General features: G+C 70.5%; 14 protein-coding genes. 7 read left to right on the top strand and 7 right to left on the bottom strand.

The annotated features are described in order from the left end of the window. Positions 1-27: 27 nt before the first annotated feature. Positions 28-3,219 carry an Rne/Rng family ribonuclease gene (locus ACTIE5_RS21640; protein WP_439551801.1) on the bottom strand — a complete coding sequence of 1,064 codons (3,192 nt, stop codon included), beginning with the start codon at positions 3,217-3,219 and terminating at the stop codon, positions 28-30. A gap of 856 nt (positions 3,220-4,075) precedes the next feature. Between ACTIE5_RS21640 and ACTIE5_RS21635 the strand changes: the two genes are divergently transcribed. The 5 genes from ACTIE5_RS21635 (at position 4,076) to ACTIE5_RS21615 (ending at position 10,780) form a co-directional block, all read left to right on the top strand. Next, positions 4,076-5,290, top strand: coding sequence for an N-acetylmuramoyl-L-alanine amidase family protein (locus tag ACTIE5_RS21635; RefSeq protein WP_439551800.1), 1,215 nt, complete (start codon positions 4,076-4,078; stop codon positions 5,288-5,290). 547 nt (positions 5,291-5,837) lie between these two features. Then, a complete protein-coding gene (locus ACTIE5_RS21630; RefSeq protein WP_439551799.1) occupies positions 5,838-8,288 on the top strand; it encodes a penicillin-binding protein 1A in 2,451 nt (816 codons plus the stop codon). Between the two features lie 7 nt (positions 8,289-8,295). After that, entirely contained in the window at positions 8,296-9,426 is a 1,131-nt protein-coding gene (prfB, locus tag ACTIE5_RS21625; protein WP_439551798.1) for a peptide chain release factor 2, read from the top strand. After that, entirely contained in the window at positions 9,426-10,067 is a 642-nt protein-coding gene (locus tag ACTIE5_RS21620; protein ID WP_439551797.1) for a class II aldolase/adducin family protein, read from the top strand. The genes prfB and ACTIE5_RS21620 overlap by 1 nt, the downstream gene beginning before the upstream one ends. Further along, positions 10,064-10,780, top strand: coding sequence for a metallophosphoesterase (locus tag ACTIE5_RS21615; protein ID WP_439551796.1), 717 nt, complete (start codon positions 10,064-10,066; stop codon positions 10,778-10,780). The genes ACTIE5_RS21620 and ACTIE5_RS21615 overlap by 4 nt, the downstream gene beginning before the upstream one ends. 231 nt (positions 10,781-11,011) lie before the next feature. On the opposite strand, the gene ACTIE5_RS21610 is transcribed toward ACTIE5_RS21615, so the two are convergent. From ACTIE5_RS21610 to ACTIE5_RS21585, 6 genes are all read right to left on the bottom strand, one after another. After that, entirely contained in the window at positions 11,012-12,130 is a 1,119-nt protein-coding gene (locus tag ACTIE5_RS21610; protein ID WP_439551795.1) for a hypothetical protein, read from the bottom strand. A gap of 5 nt (positions 12,131-12,135) precedes the next feature. Then, positions 12,136-13,770: an acyl-CoA synthetase gene (locus ACTIE5_RS21605; RefSeq protein ID WP_439551794.1), complete on the bottom strand. Its 1,635-nt coding sequence runs from the start codon at positions 13,768-13,770 to the stop codon at positions 12,136-12,138. Positions 13,771-13,785: 15 nt separating this feature from the next. Continuing rightward, positions 13,786-14,592 carry an enoyl-CoA hydratase gene (locus tag ACTIE5_RS21600; protein WP_439551793.1) on the bottom strand — a complete coding sequence of 269 codons (807 nt, stop codon included), beginning with the start codon at positions 14,590-14,592 and terminating at the stop codon, positions 13,786-13,788. Positions 14,593-14,594: 2 nt separating this feature from the next. After that, positions 14,595-16,484 (bottom strand): propionyl-CoA synthetase, encoded by a 1,890-nt coding sequence (locus tag ACTIE5_RS21595; protein ID WP_439551792.1) that lies wholly within the window; start codon positions 16,482-16,484, stop codon positions 14,595-14,597. A 177-nt stretch (positions 16,485-16,661) separates the two neighbouring features. Next, positions 16,662-18,329 (bottom strand): MFS transporter, encoded by a 1,668-nt coding sequence (locus ACTIE5_RS21590; RefSeq protein WP_439551791.1) that lies wholly within the window; start codon positions 18,327-18,329, stop codon positions 16,662-16,664. A gap of 255 nt (positions 18,330-18,584) precedes the next feature. Beyond that, the gene (locus ACTIE5_RS21585) at positions 18,585-19,202 is read right to left on the bottom strand and encodes a hypothetical protein (RefSeq protein WP_439551790.1); all 618 of its coding nucleotides are present in this window, start codon (positions 19,200-19,202) and stop codon (positions 18,585-18,587) included. 148 nt (positions 19,203-19,350) lie between these two features. Here ACTIE5_RS21585 and ACTIE5_RS21580 point away from each other — a divergent pair, with 148 nt between their 5' ends. Together ACTIE5_RS21580 and ACTIE5_RS21575 are read left to right on the top strand one after the other, a co-directional pair. Continuing rightward, the gene (locus tag ACTIE5_RS21580; RefSeq protein WP_439551789.1) at positions 19,351-19,656 is read left to right on the top strand and encodes a DUF4212 domain-containing protein; all 306 of its coding nucleotides are present in this window, start codon (positions 19,351-19,353) and stop codon (positions 19,654-19,656) included. A 4-nt stretch (positions 19,657-19,660) separates the two neighbouring features. Beyond that, entirely contained in the window at positions 19,661-21,703 is a 2,043-nt protein-coding gene (locus tag ACTIE5_RS21575) for a sodium:solute symporter family protein (RefSeq protein WP_439551788.1), read from the top strand. Positions 21,704-21,746 lie beyond the last annotated feature (43 nt).

The following is a 21,746-nucleotide window of genomic DNA, read 5'->3' as shown; positions in this document are numbered from 1 at the left end:
CGGAACGAATCCCGGGAGGTGGTTGGATCAGCGGCGCCACCAGCCCCGCTTGCGCGGGAGGTCCGCCTCCGTCCCCTCGCCCAGCACGATCGGGGCGACGGGCGGCGCGGCCACGACCTCGGGCACGGCGGGCGCCGGTTCCGTGACAGACGGGGCCGCGACCGGCGCTTCGGGAGCAGCCGGTGTCGGGGCAGCCGGTGTCGGGGCAGCCGGTGCCGGGGCGGGTTCCGGCGCGGGCGGCTCCGCCGGGGTGAAGCTGGCCTCGGCCTTGGCGCTGAAACTTGCCTCCACCGCCGCGACGGGCGCCTCGGCAGCGGGGGCTTCGGCGACCGCAGCCTCGACCACCGCAGCCTCGCCCACCGGGGCATCGACCACCGGGGCCTCCGCTGCCGCCTGGGAGACCGGCGCGACTTCGGCAGCGGGGAGTTCGGCAGCGGGGGCTTCCACCACCGCGGCTTCCACGGGCGCAGCTTCCACGGGCGCCGGCGCCACGATCGGCTGGCGACGGGTGGTCACGGCGCGGGCGGCCGCTTCCTCCGCCGCTTCCATGGCGGAGAAGATGTCGTCCATGTGCCCGGCGAAGGGATCCGCCGGCGTCGGCGCGCGGCGCGGCGGGGGGGCGGCGGCGATCGGGGCTTCATCGCCCACGGCCTCCTCGCCCTCGCGCCGGCGGCGGCCACCACGACGGCCGCGGCGGCGACGGGCGGCGCCCTCATCCTCCGCGGTCTCGGTGGTGGCCTCGACGGCCTCCGCTGCCGGGGCTTCCGCGACGGCGGGCTGCGCCTCGGCCGCCACGGTCACCTCGGGCGCCTCGTCGTCCTCGCCCTCATCCTCGGCATTGACGCCCTCGGCGCCACCCTCGGTCGAGCCTTCCGGGCGGCCTTCCAGGCCCTCCCGACGGCCACCACGGCGGCGGCGGCGGCGGCGGCGGCGCTGGCCCTCGGCGGTGGATTCGCCCTCGGCCTCCGGCGCACCGTCGCGCGGGGCGCGTCCCTCGGCCGATTCGGCACGGCCTTCACCACGCGTCTCCCCGCGCGATTCCCCGCGCGATTCCCCTCGGGGCTCGCGCGGTTCGCGGGCTTCGCGGGGCTGCCGGGGTTCGCGCTGCTCGCGGGGCTCGCGCTGGCGGGGCGGGGGCGGGGCCTCCTCCTCCATCTCCTCCAGCGTATCGACCTCGGCCTCCTCCGGCTCCGGCGCGTAGTCCATGCGCAGCGCGCTGGGGCGTTCGGCGATGGCGTCGGGGTTCTGGGCGCGGGTGCGTTCGATCCGCAGCGCGGGCGGGATCAGCGTGTCATCCGGCTGGACCAGCACCGACATCGCGTATTTCTGCTCGATCTGGCCGAGCCGTTCGCGCTTGCGATTCAGCAGCCACAGCATCACCGGCATGGCGACATGCACGACGATCTCGGCGGCGCGGCGCTTGGCGCCTTCCTCCTCGATCGCGCGCAGCACCTGCAGGCCGCTGCTTTCCACGCCGCGCACCAGGCCGCGGCCCTGGCAATGCGGGCAGGCGACATAGGCGTGTTCGACGACGCTGGGGCGCAGCCGCTGGCGCGACATCTCCAGCAGGCCGAAATGGCTGATGCGGCCGACCTGGATGCGGGCGCGGTCCTGCTTCAGCGCTTCCTTGAGCCGGCGTTCCACCATCCCGTCATGCTTGTTCGACTCCATGTCGATGAAGTCGATGACGATGAGGCCCGCCAGGTCCCGCAGACGCAGCTGGCGCGCGACCTCGTCGGCCGCCTCCAGGTTGGTGCGCAGCGCCGTGTCCTCGATGTGCCGGTCGCGGGTGGCGCGGCCGGAGTTCACGTCGATGGCGACCAGTGCCTCGGTCTGGTTGATGACGATGTAGCCGCCGGACTTCAGCTGCACGGTCGGGCTGTGCATCGCGTCCAGCTGCGCGTCCACGCCGTGGCGGGCGAACAGCGGCACGCCGTCCCGCACGGGCCGGACCTTGCTGGCATGGGCCGGCATCAGCATGCGCATGAATTCGCGGGCGTCGTTGTAGGCGCCCTCGCCATCCACCAGCACTTCCTCGACGTCCTTGCCGTAGACGTCGCGGATGGACCGCTTGATGAGGTCCGCCTCCTCATAGATCAGGGCGGGGGCGGAGGAGGCGAAGGTGCGCTCCCGGATGCCGTCCCACAGCCGCAGCAGGTATTCGCAATCCCGCTTGATCTCGGGCTTCGGCCTGGCCGCGCCGGCGGTGCGGACGATGAGGGACATGCCCTGCGGCAGGCCCTGCTCGTCGATGATCTCCCGCAGCCGCTTGCGGTCCGCGGCCGAGGTGATCTTGCGGGAGACGCCGCCGCCACGGGGCGAGTTCGGCATCAGCACGGAGAAGCGGCCGGCCAGCGAGATGTAGGTGGTCAGCGCCGCGCCCTTCGACCCGCGCTCCTCCTTCACCACCTGGATCAGCATGATCTGCCGGCGCTTGATGACTTCCTGGATCTTGTAGTGGCGCAGGAAGCGGGGCGGGATGCGGCGTTCGCGCGCGTCATCCTCCGTCGTGCCGCCGACCGTCTCCGGCGGGGGCGCATCGGCGTTGCCGACGCTTTCGTACTCGTCCTGGCCCCGGTCTTCCTGGCTGCCATTCTGGTCGTCGCGGGCCGCATCCTCCGCCGCATCGGCAGCGGCTTCGGCGGCGTCGCGTTCGGCCGCGGCGGCATAGGCGTCGTCGGCGGCGGCCTCGGCCGCCTCCGCGCTCTGCTCGACGGGGGTCGCATGGGGCTGTTCGGCGGGCTCGGGAGCGGGGGCGTCCGGCGCCGCTTCGGCCGAGACCTCCTCATGCCGGACCTCCGCGGGGGCATCCGGCTCCGCGGCCTCGGCCTCCAGCTCCGCGGTCGCGGCGGCTTCGAGCGCGCCGTTCAGCGCGGCATCGATGTCGCGCGCCGCGTCCTCGGCGTCCTCGCGCTCCTGCTCCTCAAGCGCCTCGGCCTGCTGCATCTCGATGAGGCGCTGCCGGTCGGCGACGGGAAGCTGGTAGTAGTCGGGGTGAATTTCGCCGAAGGCGAGGAAGCCGTGCCGGTTGCCGCCGTATTCGACGAAGGCGGCCTGGAGGCTGGGTTCGACCCGCACGACGCGGGCGAGGTAGATGTTGCCCTTGAGGGGCATCCTGTTGGCCGACTCGATGTCGAAGGCTTCGAGCCGGTTGCCGTCCAGCACCACCACCCGGGTCTCTTCCGGGTGTGATGCGTCGATCAGCATGCGCTTGGTCATGGGTGAGGGGACTCCGCACCGCGCTGGCCTGGGTTTCCGCCCAGTGGCCGGCAGCGGCGGCAGGTGGTGGCGGGGCCCGGGAAGCGACGGAATCGCGGCAGGAGAGTTTCCATGCGGCGGCGATCCGGTCCTCTTCTCGGCGGGTCGGCCTGGCGGCACGACCCTGTTGGGTTCATTGGGAACGATTGGCCCGGGAGTGACCCCTGGCAGACCGTTCCCGGCGGGCGCGCCTCGCGCTGCCCCGGAAACCCTTCAATCGGCAGCCCCCTTGAGCTGGTCTCCCGGACGTGAGGTCCAGGCGGGGGCGCCGGTTGCAGGCGCAATCGGGCGGGCGGCGTGGGCATGGAACGCATCGCCCCGAACCGTGTCCCCCGGGGAAGTCCAGGGGTCAGCCAGCAGGAAGGATGCGCCGCATGCGCCGCGCCGGCGGGATCGGGGGCCGCGGCACCTGGCGAAATGCGATGAGGGGCGGCGCCCCATCACCATGCCAGGACTAAGGCCACCACTGGCGCATCACCGGCCGCGATCTCGCGGCGAGATGCGGGCCGGGCGGCCGCGCGAACACAAGGACCCCACCAGCGGCTGACGCCACCGGGGCGACCCACCATAGGCGGTGCAACCGGGGGCCACAAGGCGCCGTGGCCATGCGGGTCGCTTTGGCCTCGAAGGACCACCCAATCGCCGATTTGTGCGCAGGACGCAAACCGCCACCGGGCCGCGACCCGGCGCCGAACAGGCCTTCCTGTTGAAGCGCGCTCTCAACGGATGCTGGCAAGTGACGGGCATGCCATGGCATCATGGTTGCGTTCCGGCGCCGGGGGGCGGTGCCGGCGCCTGCGGGGGACCACCCGACACCATGCTGGGTCGCCGTGCCTTGGCGAGCCTCGCGCTCGCCTTCGCCGCCCTGCCGCCGCCGCGGCCGGCCGAAGCCGCCGTGACGGATGCCACGCTGGAACCGGCGGGTGACGGCGCGCGCCTCACCCTCATCCTGCCCGCGGGCACGCGCTGGCGGCTTGCCGCCGCCACGGACCCGAATCGCCTGGTGCTGACCACGCCCGGCAGCCCCTGGCGCGGCCCGGCCAGCCTGGGCAGCGCCGGCCCTATCCGCCGCGCCGTCGCGGGACGCGGCGGGCTGAGGCTCGACCTCCTGCGCCCCGCCGCGCTCAAGCGGGTTGAGGAAACCCGCGGGCGCCTGGTCATCGACCTGGAACCGACCACCGCCACCAGCTTCGCCCGCCTGGCCGCCGCCGGCCGTCCGCTGGCGGAAAGCGCCACGGCCACGGCTTCCAACCTCGGCCGTTCGCAACTTGGTACCTCCCAGCCTGGTACGTCCCAACCCGGCAACGCCGCCCCGCGCAACCCGGCGCGTGCCGGGCCGCTGCCGCTGGTCGTGCTCGACCCCGGCCATGGCGGGCGGGACCCCGGCACCATCGGCACCCAGGGCACGCAGGAAAAGCGCATCGTCCTGGCCGCGGCGGAAGAACTGCGGAAAGTCCTCGAATCCGGGGGGCGCTGCCGCGTGGCCATGACCCGCAGCAACGACCGCTTCGTACCGCTGGGCGACCGCGTGGAATTCGCCCGGCGCCGGCAGGCCGCCCTCTTCGTATCGCTTCACGCGGACAGCGCCCCCGGCGCCCGCGGCGCCTCCGTCTACACGCTCGGCGACAGCTCGGACGCCCTGGCCGGGGCCCTTGCACGACGGGAGAACCTGGCCGACCGCGCCGGCGGCCTGCGCCTGCCCTCCGTCTCGCCGGAAGTGCAGGCCATCCTGCTCTCCCTCATGCGGGCCGAAACCCGGGCCGGCAGCGCCCGCATGGCCGGGCTGGTGGTGGACGAACTGGGCGGCGACGTGCCCCTGCTGCCCAATACCCACCGCCAGGCCGGCTTCGTGGTACTGAAGGCGCCGGAAATCCCCTCCGTCCTGGTGGAAATGGGCTTCCTCAGCCACCCCGCCGACGAAGCCGCCCTGCGCCGCCCCGACCACCGCGCGAAAGTCGCCCGCGCCCTCGGCCGCGCCATCCATGGCTGGCTGGCACGCGCGGGAACGGCGGAGGCTCTGGCGGCGGGGTAGAGGGAGGGCGCGCTGGTGGCCCCGGAGAGGGGCCGCCGGCCCCTCTCCGGACGTTGCGGCAGTGCCGCAACCCCGCGCCAGGGGCCAGCGGGCCCCTGGACCCCAGGTTTAATCGATGGGTGATGGGAGGGGCATGGAACGCGCACTCAGCCAGAGCGCGCGCGTGGCCCCTCCCATCACCCATCGATCGAAGGGGGATCGAAGGGGCCGCTGCCCCTTCGCGGGGAAGGGGTACGGGGAAAGGGCGGAGCCCATTCCCCGGGCAACCGGCGCGCCTCCCGCCTACACCCCTCGCCAACCACCCCGCCGTTATCCTGCGCTGCACAACTGGCCGTGACCGGGCTGCATGCCCATGTCGAGTGTTGCGCATGTGCCCCCGGGGCCGGGACAGTGTATGGAGCGCGCCATGGATACCCCTGATCTCCGCGCCGAAGGCCCGATGGTGGGCGGAAGGCCTGCCGCGTCCCCAGCACCCGAGGCTTCTCCGCCGCCGGCCAGGCCGCCGCGGCGCAAGCGGCGCTGGTTTGTCGGCACGGTCGGTTTCCTGATGAAGACCGTCATCGTGCTGGTGGTGGCGGTCGGCCTGGCGGGGGCGGGGGCGGCCTGGTCGCTGTACCGGAATGCGGTGGCGGAGTTGCCGGATTACCGCTGGCTCGCGGATTACCAGCCGCCGCAGATGTCGCGCATCTATGCCGCCGACAGCCGCCTGATGGCGGAGCTGGCACAGGAAAGGCGCGTCTTCATCCCGATCGAGGCGATCCCCCAGCGCCTGCAGCAGGCGTTCGTGTCCGCGGAGGACCAGCGTTTCTGGACGCATCATGGCGTCGATCCCATCGGTATCTTCCGCACGGTGATCACGAATGTGGAGGCGATCGGCAGCGGCCGGCGCCTGGCGGGCGCTTCCACCATCACCCAGCAGGTCGCCAAGAACATGCTGGTGGGGGCGGAGCGGTCGCTGACCCGCAAGGTGCGGGAGGCGATCCTGGCGCTGCGCATCGAGCAGGCGATGCCGAAGTCCCGCATCCTGGAAATCTACCTGAACGAGATCTTCCTGGGCCAGCAGGCCTATGGCGTGGCGGCGGCCGCGCAGAATTACTTCAACAAGTCGCTGGATGAGCTGTCGCTGGCGGAGGTCGCCTTCCTGGCGGCGTTGCCCAAGGCGCCCAACAACTACAACCCCGTCCGCTTCCCCGAAGCCGCCAAGGCCCGGCGCGACTGGGTGCTGGAACGGATGGCCGAGGATGGCGCCATCACGCGGGAGGACGCCGCGCGCGCGCGGGCCGAGGCCCTGGTGCCGCGTCCCACCCGCCGGCCCGACATGGTCGCGGTCGGCCAGCACTTCACGGAGGAGGTGCGGCGGGAGCTGATCACCCGCTTCGGCGTGGACCAGACGACGATGGGCGGCCTGGTGGTGCGGACCTCGCTGGACCCGAATTTGCAGGCGGAGGCCGAGAAGGCGCTGCGCACCGGGCTGCTGGACTATGACCGCCGGCGCGGTGGCTGGCGCGGCCCGGTGGCGCGGATTTCCGCCAGCCCGACGGAATGGCTGCCGGCGTTGCAGGCCGTGCCACGGCCCGCCGGCATCCAGCCTGGCTGGCGCCTGGCGGTGGTGCTGGAGGTGCGGGACCGTGAGGCCCGCATGGCCTGGCTGGAGCGGCCGGATGCCCGCACGGCGCCGCAGCCGCGGACCGGCACGATGTTCCTGGATGACATCGCCAGCTGGGCACGCGTGGTTCGGGATGGCCGCATGGCGCCCCCGCTGCGCCGGATGCAGGAAGCGCTGAACCCCGGCGACGTGGTGATGGTGGAAACACTGCCGGCCGTGGCCGCGAATCCGCCCCGCACCCCGGCCCGCCCGGAACGCCTGATGCTGCGCCAGATGCCGGAGGTCGAGGGCGCTGTCGTGGCACTCGACCCCAATACCGGCCGCGTGCTGGCGATGGTGGGCGGCTATTCCTTCGAGCGGTCCTGGTTCAACCGCGCGTCGCAGGCGATGCGGCAGCCGGGTTCGTCCTTCAAGCCCTATGTCTTCCTCGCGGGGCTTGAGGCCGGGATTCCGCCCAACCAGCTGCTGCTGGATGCGCCGGTGGAGATCATGACGCCGCAGGGCATGTGGCGGCCGGGCAATTACGGCGGCGGCGCGGCCCAGGGCTGGGTGACGATGCGCAGCGCGCTGGAACGCAGCCTCAACCTGGTGACGATTCGCCTGGCGCAGCAGGTGGGGATGCCGGCCGTCGCCGATGTCGCCAACCGCTTCGGCGTCATCCCCAACATGCCGCGCGTGCTGGCGATGTCGCTCGGCGCCGGGGAGACGACGGTGCTCCGCCAGGCCGCCGGCTATGCCAGCTTCGTCAATGGTGGCCGCCAGGTGATCCCGACGCTGATCGACAGCGTGCAGGACCGGCATGGGCGCCTGGTGTGGCGCACCGATGCGCGGGAATGCAGCGCCTGCGGCGCGGACCCCACGGGCCAGCCGCCACGTCTGAACGATACGCGCCGGCAGATCGTCGATCCCGTGACGGCCTTTCAGATGACCAGCCTGCTGCAGGGCGTGGTGCAGCGCGGCACCGGCACCCGGGCCGGCGAGGGTCTGGGCCGCCCGGTGGCCGGCAAGACCGGCACGACCGACGAATACAAGGATGCCTGGTTCGTTGGCTTCACGCCGGACCTCGTCGTGGCGGTCTGGGTCGGTTTCGACGAACCCCGCACGCTGCGGCTGCTCAGCGAGACCGGCGCCGATGTGACGGGCGGGCGGCTGGCCACGCCGATCTTCCGGGACGTGGTCGCGGCGGCGACGCAGGGCTCGCCCCCCATCCCCTTCCGCGCGCCGCCGGGGGTCGCGCTGGTGCGGCTGCAGCTGGATAACGGGCAGACCATCCTGGAAGCCTTCCGCCCGGGCACGGAGAACAGCGCGCGGCCGCCGACCGACCCGCTGGCGGGTGGCGCGGGGGGAACCGCGGCGGCTGGCCTCGACAGCAATCTGGGCGGGCTCTACTGATCCGCCCATGCGCGCAGACGCCGAAAAGCTGAAGACCGAGATCGCGGACAGCCTTGCGCTGCTCCGCGCCCATCTGGATTGGGATGTCGCCACCAGGCGGCTGGAGGAGCTGAACGCCCGCTCCGAGGACCCTGACCTTTGGAACAAGGCCGATGTGGCCCAGGCGCTCATGCGCGAACGCAACCGCCTCGCCGCCCAGATCGAGGGCGTGCAGAAGCTGGAACGCGACGTCGCCGACGCGCTCGAACTGGTGGAGATGGCGGAGGCCGAGGGCGACGTCGCCATGGCCGATGCCGCGGTCGCCGACATGAAGGCTTTTGCCGCGGAGGCGAAGCATCGGGAGATCGAGAGCCTGCTGTCCGGCGAGGCCGATCCCAATGACGCCTATCTGGAAGTGAATGCCGGCGCCGGCGGGACGGAGGCCCAGGATTGGGCCGAGATGCTGCTGCGCATGTACACCCGCTGGGCGGAGCGTCGTGGCTACAAGGTCACGATGACGGAGCAGTCGGAAGGCGAGCAGGCCGGCATCAAGTCGGCCACCATCCAGGTCACGGGCTCCAACGCCTTCGGCTGGCTGAAGACGGAGACGGGCGTGCACCGCCTGGTGCGCATCAGCCCCTTCGACGCCGCGGCGCGTCGCCAGACCAGCTTCGCCAGCATCTACGTCTACCCCGTGATCGACGACAAGATCGAGATCGAGGTCAACCCGGCCGACATCAAGACCGACACCTTCCGCGCCTCCGGCGCCGGCGGGCAGCACGTCAACAAGACCGAATCGGGCGTGCGCTTCACCCATATCCCGACCGGCATCGTCGCGGCCTCCACCCAGGACCGCAGCCAGCACCGCAACCGCGTCATCGCCATGGATATGCTGAAGGCGCGGCTCTACGAGCTGGAACTGCGCAAGCGGGAAGCCATCACGGCGGGGATCGAGGCCGGCAAGACCGATATCGGCTGGGGCCACCAGATCCGGTCCTACGTGCTGCAGCCCTACCAGATGGTGAAGGACCTGCGGACCGGCGTCGAGAAGGGCAACCCCGACGCGGTGCTGGATGGCGAGATCGACGAATTCATGGCGGCCGCCCTCGCGCTTCGCGTGGGCACCACCCGCTCGGACGCCAGCGCCAAGGCGGATTGATGACCGGCACCGCGCTTGTTGACGCGGCGCGGGCGCTGGATGCGGCGGGGTTCATGCCGCAGAAATCGGGGAACCTGTCGCTGCGGGATGGCGACGGCTTCCTGGTGACGCCGTCGGGGCTGCCCTATGCGGCGATGGCGGCGGCGGACCTCGTTCCCTGCGGGCTTGATGGCGCGGTGAAGGGCGGCGGGCGGCCTTCCTCCGAATGGCGGCTTCATGCGGCGATCTACCGGGCGCGGCCGGATGCGATGGCGGTGGTGCATACCCACAGCCCGATGGCGACCGCCCTGTCCTGCGCCCGGCACCCCATCCCGCCCATCCACTACATGATCACCCTGGCCGGGGAGGGCGGGCGGCGCGGCATCCCCTGCGCCAGCCACGCCACCTTCGGGACGCAGGCGTTGGCGGAGGCCGCGGTGGCGGCACTGGGCACCGGGCTGCGCGCCGTGCTGCTGGCGAACCACGGCGTGGTGGCGCTGGGCGCGACCCTGGCCGGCGCGGTGGCGTTGGCGCGGGAGGTGGAGAATCTGGCGGCGCAATACCTGGCGCTCCGCGCGGCGGGGATCGACCCCGTGCTGCTGACCCAGGCCGAACTGGCGGAGGCCGCCGCGATGCTCGGCGATTACGGGCGGCCGATATGACGCCGGCCTGGCAGCCGGCGCCGGCGCGGCTCGCGGATGGCGTGCGGGTCTATGCCATCGGCGATGTCCACGGCATGGCGGACCGCCTGGCCATGCTGCATGGGATGCTGGCGGCGGACCTCGCCGCCCGGCCGGTGGCGCGGGCGGTGGTGCTGCATCTCGGCGACTATGTGGACAAGGCGGGCAGTCCCGCCGCCGTGCTGGACCGCATCGCGGGATATGCGCCGCCGGGCGCCGCCGTGGTCAATCTGCTCGGCAACCATGAGGCGATGATGCGCGACGCCCTGGCCGGCGACAGGGCCGCGGCGGATGACTGGTTGTGGTGCGGCGGGCGGGAAACCTTGGCGAGCTATGGGGTGGAGGCCGGGGCCGGTGCCGAGGCCTGGCGCGCCGCCATCCCCGCCGCGCACCAGGCGCTGCTGCGGGATGGCCTGGCGCTGTGCCATCGGGAGGGCCCCTATTTCTTCGCCCATGCCGGCATCCGCCCCGGCCTGGCGCTGGAGGTGCAGTCGGCGGAGGATCTGCTGACCATCCGCGGCTCCTTCCTTCATTCGGAGGTCACCCACCCCGCCGTGGTGGTGCATGGCCATACCGCCCGCATGGCACCGGAAATCCGGCACAACCGCATCAACCTGGATACCGCCGCCTTCTGCGGCGGGGTGCTGAGTTGCGGGGTGCTGGAGGCGGACCGGATCGGCCTGCTGACAGCCTAGATGCAGCGAAGGCCCCGGGGGTTTCCCCCCGAGGCCTTCCATTGCTGCCGGCTGACCGGCTGCGATGACGTGGTGACTCGCCTACGCGATGGCGCCGGCGATGATCCAGGTTGCAGTCGCGGTGGACGCCTTGGGGCAATGAGACACTGGATCACCTCCTTTCGGTTGTTGCGGGACGGCCGTGAGGATGGGGTGCGGGGGCGGGGGCTGCAAGGAAAGTTTCGCGGCCGCTCAGGCCGAAAGGCCGATGGCGCGCAGCCGGAGGCGCGGCGGCCGGCCCGGGCGCGGCGCGCCGGCCTGGAGGTGGAGCGCCATCTCCGTCGCTCCCTCCCTCGCTGGCAGCGGCACGGCCATCACGCCGCGGCCTGGCACGGGCGTGGCGGGCAGGAGCAGGGTGTCATCCCAGGACGCGAGGAGGGCGGGCCGACGCGTCGGGGCCGGGGCCTCCACCTCCAGCAGCAAGGTGGCGGCGGGTCCGGCTTCCAGCGGGATATGCAGCATCGCCTGGCGCGCGGAGACCCAGGCGCCTTCGGCGTCCGGCGCGGCGAAGCCGGTGCCGAGGCAGGCGATGCCCGGGCCCCAGCCCTCCAGCCGCCGTGTCTCGCCGGGGCGCAGCCTCGCGTGTGGCGGCATCGCGTAGCCGAAGGCCTCCGCGAAGCCGGCGCCGCGGCGGGCGATGTCGGCGGCCTGGCCTGCGGTCAGCACCGTCGCGAACTTGCCGGGCAGGCCATCGCCGACATGGCCGGGGTGCCAGTGGCTGGTGCCGTCATGCGAATGGGCGGTGGGATTAGGGCCGAGCGCACCGGCCTCCAGCATGGCGGCGATGCGGGTCCGCACCGCATCCGGCGTCAGATCGTCAAAGACCCGGCGGCGGAGGCGGGAAGAGGGCTTCAGGCCGAGGAAGCGGGCGATGCGGGCCAGCGTCGCGTGGTCCTGGCTGAACCCGTCCTCATACCGCAGCACCAGGCAGGGCACGGCATCGGGCAACAGCGGCAGCGCCTGGCAGGTCTGCTCGACGCGGTCGCGGCATAGCGCGTAGTCGAAGTGGAAGCGCGCCATCAGCGATGCCACGGCATCGCGCGGATCGCGGATGGAGAGGATGGCGCGGCCCCCGCCTCGGGCTGCCAGCCAGCGCAGCCCGCGGGTCGGCGCATGGGTCTTCAGCAGCAGCGGCGCGGCGGGATCGACGGCCCGGGGCAACTGGTCCGGGCTGTCGGCGAATTGCCGGTGGATGTGCTGGTGAACGGGGCCGTATTCCGCTTCCATCAGCGCGTGGACGGCATTGTACAGCCAGGTGGAGGCACTGCCGTATTGGCCGGCGCAGAGGATGATCGGCGCCGGCCCCGCCACAGGCTTCAGCCCCCCTTGGCCTGGGCGCGCAGTACGTGCTTCTGGATCTTGCCCGTGCTGGTCTTGGGCAGTTCCGCGAAGACCACATGGCGCGGCACCTTGTAGCCCGCCAGCATGGTCTTGCAGTGGGCGATCAGGTCTTCCGCCGTGGCTGCGGCGCCGGGCTTCAGTTCGATGAAGGCGCAGGGCGTCTCGCCCCATTTCTCATCCGGCCGCGCCACCACGGCGGCCACGGCGACCGCGGGGTGCTTGTAGAGCGCGTCCTCGACCTCGATGGAGGAGATGTTCTCGCCACCCGAGATGATGATGTCCTTCGACCGGTCCTTCAGCTGGATGTAGCCATCGGGGTAGGTGACGGCGAGGTCGCCGGTGTGGAACCAGCCGCCGGCGAAGGCCTTCGCCGTGGCCTCCGAATCCTTCAGGTAGCCCTTCATGACGACGTTGCCCTGCATCATCACCTCCCCCATCGATACGCCATCGGGGGCGATCGGCGCCATGGTTTCGGGGTCCATGACGCGCAGGCCTTCGAGGGCGATGTAGCGCACGCCCTGCCGGGACATCAGCGCGGCCTGTTCGGCGGCGGGCTGCGCATCCCAGTCGCTGTTCCATTCATTGACGACCGAGGGGCCGTAGCATTCGGTCAGGCCATAGACGTGGCAGACGGCGAAGCCCGCTTCCTTCATCGCGGCCAGCACGGCGGCGGGGGGCGGCGCGCCGGCCACCACGAACTGCACCTGATGGGGCAGGGGGCGTTTCTCGGGCTCGGCCGTGCCCAGCAGCGTCGCCATGACGATCGGCGCGCCGCACATATGCGTCACACCCTCCCGCGCCATCAGATCCCACATCGCATTGCCGCGCACCGCGCGCAGGCAGACATGCGTGCCGGCCTGGGCGGTGACCGTCCAGGGGAAGCACCAGCCGTTGCAATGGAACATCGGCAGCGTCCAGAGATAGACGGGATGCTTGCCCATGCCGGCGGAAAGCACGTTGCCCACCGCCAGCAGCTGCGCACCGCGGTGGTGATAGACCACGCCCTTCGGCCTTCCCGTGGTGCCGGAGGTGTAGTTGAGGCTGATGGCGTCCCATTCATCGCCCGGCATCGGCCAGGCGAAGGCCTCGTCGCCCGCTGCGATGAAGGCCTCGTAGGGGATGGCGCCGTCGAGGTGGTTGGCGCGGGCGGCGTCGCTGGCCTCCGGGTCATCGACCTCGATCACCAGGGGCTTCGCCTGGCATTGCGTGAGGGCCAGGCGCAGCAGGGGGACGAATTCGCGGTCCACGACGACGACCTTCGCCTCGCCGTGGTCGAGGCAATAGGCGATGGTTCCGGCATCGAGGCGGGTGTTCAGCGTGTTCAGCACGCCGCCCGTCATCGGCACGCCGTAATGGCATTCCAGCATCTCGGGGATGTTGGGCAGCAGGGCGGCCACGGTATCGCCGCGCCCGATACCCTTCTGGCGGAGCGCATCGGCCAGCTTCACGCAGCGTGCGCGGAGTTCGGCGTAGTTGCGCCGCACCGCGCCATGCACCACGGCGGTGTGGCGCGGGAAGACCGCGGCGGCGCGTTCCAGGAACAGCAGGGGCGTCAGCGGCTGGTGGTTGGCCGGAACGCGGGGCAGGGCATCGAAATCGGCAGCGGCCATGGTGCGTCGGTATCCCTAGCGATCGCGCCAGACGGGCTGGCGCTTGGAGAGAAAGGCGCCGATGCCCTCGGCGGCATCCTCGGCCATCAGATTCTCGGTCATCACCCCGGCAGCATGGGCATAGGCTTTCTCCAGTGGAAGCCCGCGCTGGTGATGGAAGGCCGCCTTGCCGATGCGGACGGTGTGGGCGCTGCGGGATGCGATGCGCGCCGCCAGCGCTTCCGTGGTGGCTTGCAGGTCGGCCGGCGGCACCACGCGGTTCACCAGGCCGATGCGCCGCGCTTCCTCCGCACCGATCATCTCCCCGGTCAGCAGCATTTCCATCGCCGGCTTGGCGGCCACGGCGCGGGAGAGGGCGACGGCGGGGGTGGAGCAGAACAGGCCGATATCGACACCCGGCGTGCAGAAGCGCGCCTGGTCCGAGGCCACCGCCAGGTCGCAGGTCGCGACCAGCTGACAGCCCGCGGCGGTGGCCACGCCCTGGACCTCCGCGATCACGGGCTGGGGCAGGGCGACGATGGCCTGCATGAGCGTCGCGCAGCGCGTCATCGCATTGTCGAAGAAGCCGCGGCCCCCATCGGGATCGCTGCGATGGGCAGTGATCTCCCGAAGATCGTGGCCCGCGCAGAACACCGGCCCCGCGGCGGCCAGCACGACCACGCGCACCGATGCATCATCCGCCACAGCGCGCAACGCATCCAGCACCGCGCCCATCATGGCGAAGGACAGGCTGTTGCGGGACTCCGGCTTGTTCAGCGTCAGGCGCGTGATGCCCGCCTCGCTGTCCTGCCGCAGCAGCAGGGGCGTGGTGCCGTCCGGCATGGCTATTTCTCCGCCTGCTTCAGTACGTCGCTGATCTCGTCCAGGATGAGGGGGTCATCGATGGTGGGTGGCACGGTATAGCTCTCCCCATCGGCGATCTTGCGGATCGTGGCGCGCAGGATCTTGCCGGACCGGGTCTTGGGCAGGCGCTGCACCACGCGCGCTTCCCGGAAGGCCGCAACGGGGCCGATGCGGTCGCGCACCATGGCCACCAGTTCCTTGGCGATCTCGGTCTCCCCCTTGGTCGAGCCGGCCTTCAGCACCACGAGGCCGAGCGGCGCCTGGCCTTTGAGAGAATCCTTCATGCCGACCACGGCGCATTCCGCGACATCGGGGTGGGCGGCCAGCACTTCCTCCATGGCGCCGGTGGACAGGCGATGGCCCGCGACATTGATGATGTCGTCGGTGCGGGACATCACCCAGACATAGCCATCCCCGTCCACCATGCCGGCGTCGGAGGTGTTGTAGTAACCGGGAAACGCCTCGAGGTAGGCTTCCCGGAACCGCGCATCGGCGTGCCAGAGCGTCGGCAGGTTGGAAGGCGGCAGCGGCAGCTTCACCGCCAGCGTGCCGATCTGCCCGCGCGGCACTTCCTGCCCCGCTTCGTCCAGCGCGCGGAGATCATAGCCTGGCGCGGGCTTGCCGCCGGAGCCGGGACGGTTGGGGAAGAGGCCCAACCCCCGGAAATTGCCGCTGATGCTCCAGCCCGTCTCGGTCTGCCACCAATGGTCGATGACGGGCTTGCCGAGCAGCGCGGCGGACCATTCGGCGGTTGGCGGATCGCAGCGTTCGCCCGCCAGGAACAGGGCTTCCAGCGCAGAGAGGTCGTAGCGCGCCAGCAGCGCGCCCTCGGGGTCTTCCTTGCGGATGGCGCGGATCGCGGTGGGTGCCGTGAACAGCACCTTCACGCGATGCTCGGCGGCCACGCGCCAGAAGGCGCCGGCATCCGGCGTGCCGACGGGCTTGCCCTCGTACATCACCGTCGTGCAGCCCGCGAGGAGCGGCGCATAGACGATGTAGGAATGGCCGACGACCCAGCCGACATCGCTCGCGGTCCACATCACGTCCCCGGCCTTCAGGCCGTAGAGCATGGACATGGAATTCATCAGGGCCACCGCATGCCCGCCATTGTCCCGCACGATGCCCTTCGGCTTCCCCGTCGTGCCGGAGGTGTAGAGGATATAGAGCGGGTCCGTCGCCGCGACATCGGTGCAGGGCGCGGGCGCCGCCGCGGCCTCCGCTTCCAGGAAATCCACGTCGCGGCCGGGCGTGAGGTCGCAGGGGTGCTCCGGGCGCTGCAGGATCAGGCAGTGGCCGGGCTTGTGCGGGGACAGCGCGATCGCGGCATCCAGCAGCGGCTTGTACTTCACCAGCCGCCCCGGCTCGATCCCGCAGGAGGCGGAGATGATCGCCTTGGGCTGCGCATCCGCGATGCGGGCCGAAAGCTCCGCCGCCGCGAAGCCGCCGAAGACCACGGAATGGATGGCGCCGAGCCTGGCGCAGGCCAGCATGGCGATGGCGGCTTCCGGCACCATCGGCATGTAGATGATGACGCGGTCGCCAGCCCCCACGCCCCGCGCGGCCAGCGCGCCGGCGACCCGCGCGACGCGGCCGAGCAGTTCGGCATAGGTGAAGCGGGCGCTCCGGCCGGTGATGGGGCTGTCCCAGATCAGCGCGGTCTGCGCGCCGCGGCCGGCCGCCACGTGGCGGTCCAGCGCATTGTGGCAGGTGTTGAGGCGCGCATCGGGGAACCAGCGGCCATAGACGCCTGCCTCGCCATCGAAGATGCGGGTGGGGGGCACGGCCCAGTCGATGGCTCGCGACGCGTGGCGCCAATAGCCTTCGGGGTCCGCGCGCCAGGCGGCGTAGACGTCATCATAGCGGCCATCCATGGCGGCGTTTCCCCTTCTGGCGCCGGGTGGGCCCGCGGCTGATTGGCGCAGAGAGTGCCGCCGCCGGGCGCCTTCGCGCAACCATGCCAGCCTGGCTCCGGTGCGCCCTTGATGCAGGACAAGAAAAAGGCGCCGGGGTTGCCCCCGGCGCCGTTCAACCCGTGCGGGATGCCCGGATCAGCGCGCCTTGCGGAAATCCGCGGCGCTGGCCGACCCATCCGCGTTGGTCGCGAAGATGTCGCGGTCCTTCGTCTCCGGCACCATGAAGAAGCCGATGACGACGGTCGCGAGGGCGATCACCACGGGGTACCAGAGGCCGAAATACACGTCGCCGGTCTGCGCGATCATCGCGAAGGCCGTCGCCGGCATCAGGCCACCGAACCAGCCATTGCCGATGTGGTAGGGCAGCGACATGGAGGTGTAGCGGATGCGCGTCGGGAACAGTTCCACCAGCGCCGCCGCGATCGGGCCATAGACCATGGTGACGTAGATCACGAGCAGCGTGAGGATGCCGATCAGCACCGCCGGCTGTTCGCGGAAGACGTCGAAGGGACCGGACATCTTGACCACGGTCGCGTTGGACGCCGCCGGGTAGCCCGCCGCCGTCACCGCGGTACCAAGGGCGGCCGCGAAGTTCGGCTGGTCCGACGACACGGTCTGGTTGCCGATGGTGACGCGCACGCCGGTCTGGCCCGGCTTGTTCTCCACGGAGTAGTTCACGGACAGCCGGGCGAGCGCGGCCTTGGCCACGTCGCAGGGCTGGGTGAAGCGCGCCGTGCCCGTCGGGTTGAACTGGAAGGAGCAGGTGGCCTTGTCCACCTCGACCACCGTGGTGATGGTGCGGTGCGCCTGCGTCAGCGACGGGTTGGCTTCCGCGCTCATCAGCGAGAAGAGCGGGAAATAGGTGAGGGCCGCGATCAGGCAGCCGCCGAGGATGATCGGCTTGCGGCCGATCTTGTCGGACAGCCAGCCGAAGAACACGAAGCCGCCGGAGCCGAGGATGAGCGACCAGGCGATCAGCATGTTGGTGGTGAAGCCGTCCACCTTCAGCACGGAGCCCAGGAAGAACAGCGCGTAGAACTGGCCGGTGTACCAGACGACCGCCTGGCCCATGACCAGGCCGAGCAGCGCGAACAGCGCGATGCGAGCGTTCTTCCACTGGCCGAAGGCCTCGCCGATCGGCGCCTTCGAACCCGTGCCCTCATCCTTCATCTTCTGGAAGGCCGGGCTTTCCTGCATCTGCATCCGGATCCAAACGGAGATGCCAAGCAGCACGATCGAGATCAGGAAGGGTACGCGCCAGCCCCAATCCGCGAAGGCGGCCTCTCCCAGGAAGGAGCGGGTGGTCAGGATGACGATCAGCGACAGGAACAGGCCGGCCGTCGCGGTGATCTGGATGAAGCTGGTGTAGAAGCCGCGGCGCCCGTTCGGCGCGTGTTCCGCCACATAGGTGGCCGCGCCGCCGTATTCACCGCCCAGCGCCAGGCCCTGCAGCATGCGGAGCACGATCAGGATGATGGGGGCGAGGATGCCGATCTGGTCGGAGGTGGGCAGGATGCCGACCACGAAGGTCGAGGCGCCCATGATCACGATGGTGACGAGGAAGGTGTACTTCCGCCCGACGAGGTCGCCGAGGCGGCCGAACACCAGGGCGCCGAAGGGGCGCACCAGGAAGCCCGCCGCGAAGGCCAGCAGCGCGAAGATGTTGCGCGTGCTCTCGTCATACATGGAGAAGAACTTCGCGCCGATGACGGCCGCGAGCGATCCGTACAGGTAGAAGTCATACCATTCGAAAACGGTGCCGAGGGAGGAGGCGAGAATGACCTTCCGCTCCTCCTGCGACATTGGTCGCGCGGCCCCGCCGGCCGCGGCGTGCGATGCAGACATCCCCCATCCCTTCTTTCGCGGGCACGCCAGCCCGCCAGCATTGTTGCGGTGCCCCGCGCTATGCGCATGGCGCGCGCTGGGTTTGATCCCGGCGCATGGCGCTGTTCATGCGGGGGCGGGCATGGGGGAGCAATGCGCGTTCCGGTTAATTCGTGTCCAGAAATCGAGTTGGGGGCTCTGAAACTGTAACATATTGAATTCTAGTAACTTGCTTTACCGCAATGACGGGGCGAGCAATTCCTGAACCAGCGCCGCCGGATCGAAGCCGCGCTCCATCTCCTGCTGGGTGGAGACGATGTGGAAGCGCAGCGCGCCCCGAATCGATGGCGTCTCCCCGATCCGCTGGTCGGGGTGGATGGGCAGGGTGGCCAGCAGGGGGGCCTCGGCCGTCAGCCGCAGGCGGTCGGCGCTGGCTGGGGACGATTCCTGCGCGGTGGCGAGCAGGCGGGGCAGGCCCTCCTGCGCCGCGTCCAGCGCCTCCCGCTCCGCTTCCGGGGAATCGGCGCCGGCCAGGATGGCACCGCCGATCGCCGCCAGGGCGGCGGCCAGCCTGGCTTCCTGGCCGCCGGCATGGGGGCGCAGCCAGGATTCGGCCAGCACCGCCACATCCCCCACCGCGGCGGCGTAGGTCTGCCACCGGCAATGCGCCAGCGCGGCCAGGAAGTCAGGGTCGGCGAAGGTCTGGCGTTCATGCCGCCCGGCCTTGACGCGGCAATAGTCGATGACCGTCTTCTGGGCGACGAAGGCCGCCTGGCGTTCCAGGAAGGCGGCGAAGGCCGCCGCATCGCGCCCGCGCGGCGGGCGGATGCGGTCCCGGAGCCACGTAAGCATCGACAGGTTCCTCCACAAGGCGCAACGATGTTGCATGACAGCCCGGACACGTGATAGCCGCACTGCTTAATTATATTTCATCGCCCCTTCGGGCGGGGAAGCGTTCACGCCGCCGGAAAGGCCGGCGGCGCAATGGGGAGAGAGCGGGATGCCATTGGTAGATAATGCCGACGATCCGAAGGGGGCGACCGTCGCCGCCACGGATCAGATCAATGGGGCGGCCTACTGGAAGAAAACATCGGGGCTCATGTGGACAGTGCTGGCGATCTGGTTCGTCGCCGGCTTCGGGATCCATTTCTTCGCCACCGCCCTGAACCCGATCCACATCCTGGGTTTCCCGCTCGGCTTCTACATGGCCGCCCAGGGTAGCCTCATCATCTTCGTCGTCGGCCTGTTCTGGTTCGCCAAGCGCCAGAACGAGATCGACGAGGAATTCGGCGTGCAGGAGGACTGACCCCATGTCCACCAGCGCAGGGGAAAAGGACCCCTTCATCGCCCAGCTCGGCAAGATCTATGCCGGCTACACCGGTGGCTTCGCCGTCTTCGTCATCCTGCTCGCGATTCTTGAGCAGATGGGCGTGCCGGACAAGATCATCGGCTACCTCTTCGTCGTCCTGACCATCGGCGTCTATGCCTATATCGGCATCATCAGCCGCACCGCCGCCGTCGCCGAATACTACGTGGCCGGCCGGCGGGTTCCCGCGCTCTACAACGGCATGGCCACCGGGTCCGACTGGATGTCGGCGGCCAGCTTCATCGGCATGGCGGGCAGCCTCTATGCCCTCGGCTATGGCGGCCTGGCCTTCATCCTGGGCTGGACCGGCGGCTACATGCTGGTGGCCATCCTGCTGGCGCCCTACCTGCGGAAGTTCGGCCAGTACACCGTGCCGGACTTCCTGGGGGCGCGCTTCGGCGGCAACGTCGCCCGCTCGCTCGGCGTCCTGGTCCTGCTGACGGCATCCTTCGTCTATGTCGTGGCGCAGATCGTGGGCGTGGGCATCATCACCCAGCGCTTCCTGGAAGTCTCCTTCCTCACGGCCGTCTTCCTGGGCCTGGCAGGCATCCTGGTCTGCTCGATGCTGGGCGGCATGCGTGCCGTCACCTGGACCCAGGTGGCGCAGTACATCATCCTCATCATCGCCTACCTCATCCCCGCCATCCTGATGTCCATGAAGGTCACGGGCGTGCCGGTGCCGCAGCTGATGTACGGCTTCGCGCTGGAACGGATCGAGGGGCTGGAGAACGGCTTCCGCGCCGCGGGGATGACACCCCCGCCCGGCGTCACCGGCTGGCACACCGCGCCCTTCATCGGGCCGAACGGCGCCTTCTCCTGGTCCGCGGCGCTCAACTTCTTCGCGCTCGTCTTCTGCCTGATGGTCGGCACCGCGGCGCTGCCGCACATCCTGATGCGCTACTTCACCACCCCCTCGGTGCGCGAAGCCCGGCAATCCGTGGCCTGGTCGCTGTTCTTCATCTTCCTGCTGTACTTCACGGCGCCGGCCTATGCGGCGTTCGGCAAGCTCGAGATTTACCAGACCATCATCGGCCAGCCGATCTCGGCGCTGCCGGAGTGGATCAAGAACTGGCAGATCGTGTCGCCCTATGGGGTGCCATGGGTGAACATCGTCGACGTCAACCGCGACGGCATCGTGCAGTGGGGCGAATTCCGCATCCACCCGGACGTGGTCGTGCTGGCGACGCCAGAAATCGCGGGCCTGCCCTATGTCATCGCCGGCCTGGTCGCCGCCGGTGGCCTGGCGGCCGCGCTGTCCACCGCGGACGGCCTGCTGCTGGCGCTGGCCAACGCGCTGTCGCATGACGTCTACTACAAGATGATCGACCGCAACGCGCCCACCGCGAAGCGGCTCATCATCTCCCGTGTCCTGCTCGTGCTGGTGGCCATCCTGGCGGCCTGGACGGCGGGCAATGCGGGGGCGGACATCCTGTTCCTGGTCGCCTGGGCCTTCTCCATCGCCGCCGCGGGGCTTTTCGCCGCGCTGGTGATGGGCGTCTGGTACAAGAAGACGACGAACGCCGCGGCCTGCTGGGGCATGGCGGTCGGCTACGTCTTCACCTTCGGCTACCTGATCTGGACGGAGTTCTACGGCCTGTCCTTCGTCGAACTCTTCGGGACGAAGGAAGCCATCCTGGCCGCCGCCCGGCAGACCGCGGCGCTGCCCGCGGCCGATCCGGCGCTCAAGGCCTATGCCGCCGCGCTGGTCGCCAATGCGGGCCAGATCACGGATGGCGCGATGTCCTGGTTCGGCCAGCTGATCCTGACGACCGACAGCGTGGTGCTGCGCGGGCGGACGGTGGCCAGGCTCTGGACGCTGAACAACATCTCGGGCGGCATCGTGGGCGTGCCGCTGTCGTTCCTCACCATCTGGCTGGTGTCCAAGTTCACCACGGCGCCGAGCCAGGCGATGCAGGACTTCATCGACGACATCCGCATCCCCAAGGGCGGCGTCCGCCTGGTGGACCGGAAGGAAGCCGTCGAGTAGCCATCCCGCCCGGAAGGGTGGAAAACCGGGGCGGCCGCGGCGA

Origin of the sequence: Falsiroseomonas sp., from assembly GCF_051859025.1 — a bacterium.
In the GTDB taxonomy this organism is placed as follows: Bacteria; Pseudomonadota; Alphaproteobacteria; order Acetobacterales; family Acetobacteraceae; genus Falsiroseomonas.
Note: the sequence above shows the minus strand (reverse complement) of the source record. Positions and strands in the feature narration are given on the sequence as shown.

What these genes read in the sequence shown, in the direction of transcription:
- ACTIE5_RS21585 (WP_439551790.1), bottom strand. Translation starts at nt 19,202, where the DNA reads ATGCTTACGTGGCTCCGGGACCGCATCCGCCCGCCGCGCGGGCGCGAT.
- ACTIE5_RS21595 (WP_439551792.1), bottom strand. Translation starts at nt 16,484, where the DNA reads ATGGATGGCCGCTATGATGACGTCTACGCCGCCTGGCGCGCGGACCCC.
- ACTIE5_RS21580 (WP_439551789.1), top strand. Translation starts at nt 19,351, where the DNA reads ATGCCATTGGTAGATAATGCCGACGATCCGAAGGGGGCGACCGTCGCC.
- ACTIE5_RS21620 (WP_439551797.1), top strand. Translation starts at nt 9,426, where the DNA reads ATGACCGGCACCGCGCTTGTTGACGCGGCGCGGGCGCTGGATGCGGCG.
- ACTIE5_RS21590 (WP_439551791.1), bottom strand. Translation starts at nt 18,329, where the DNA reads ATGTCGCAGGAGGAGCGGAAGGTCATTCTCGCCTCCTCCCTCGGCACC.
- ACTIE5_RS21615 (WP_439551796.1), top strand. Translation starts at nt 10,064, where the DNA reads ATGACGCCGGCCTGGCAGCCGGCGCCGGCGCGGCTCGCGGATGGCGTG.
- ACTIE5_RS21635 (WP_439551800.1), top strand. Translation starts at nt 4,076, where the DNA reads ATGCTGGGTCGCCGTGCCTTGGCGAGCCTCGCGCTCGCCTTCGCCGCC.
- ACTIE5_RS21630 (WP_439551799.1), top strand. Translation starts at nt 5,838, where the DNA reads ATGAAGACCGTCATCGTGCTGGTGGTGGCGGTCGGCCTGGCGGGGGCG.
- ACTIE5_RS21640 (WP_439551801.1), bottom strand. Translation starts at nt 3,219, where the DNA reads ATGACCAAGCGCATGCTGATCGACGCATCACACCCGGAAGAGACCCGG.
- ACTIE5_RS21575 (WP_439551788.1), top strand. Translation starts at nt 19,661, where the DNA reads ATGTCCACCAGCGCAGGGGAAAAGGACCCCTTCATCGCCCAGCTCGGC.
- ACTIE5_RS21605 (WP_439551794.1), bottom strand. Translation starts at nt 13,770, where the DNA reads ATGGCCGCTGCCGATTTCGATGCCCTGCCCCGCGTTCCGGCCAACCAC.
- prfB (WP_439551798.1), top strand. Translation starts at nt 8,296, where the DNA reads ATGCGCGCAGACGCCGAAAAGCTGAAGACCGAGATCGCGGACAGCCTT.
- ACTIE5_RS21600 (WP_439551793.1), bottom strand. Translation starts at nt 14,592, where the DNA reads ATGCCGGACGGCACCACGCCCCTGCTGCTGCGGCAGGACAGCGAGGCG.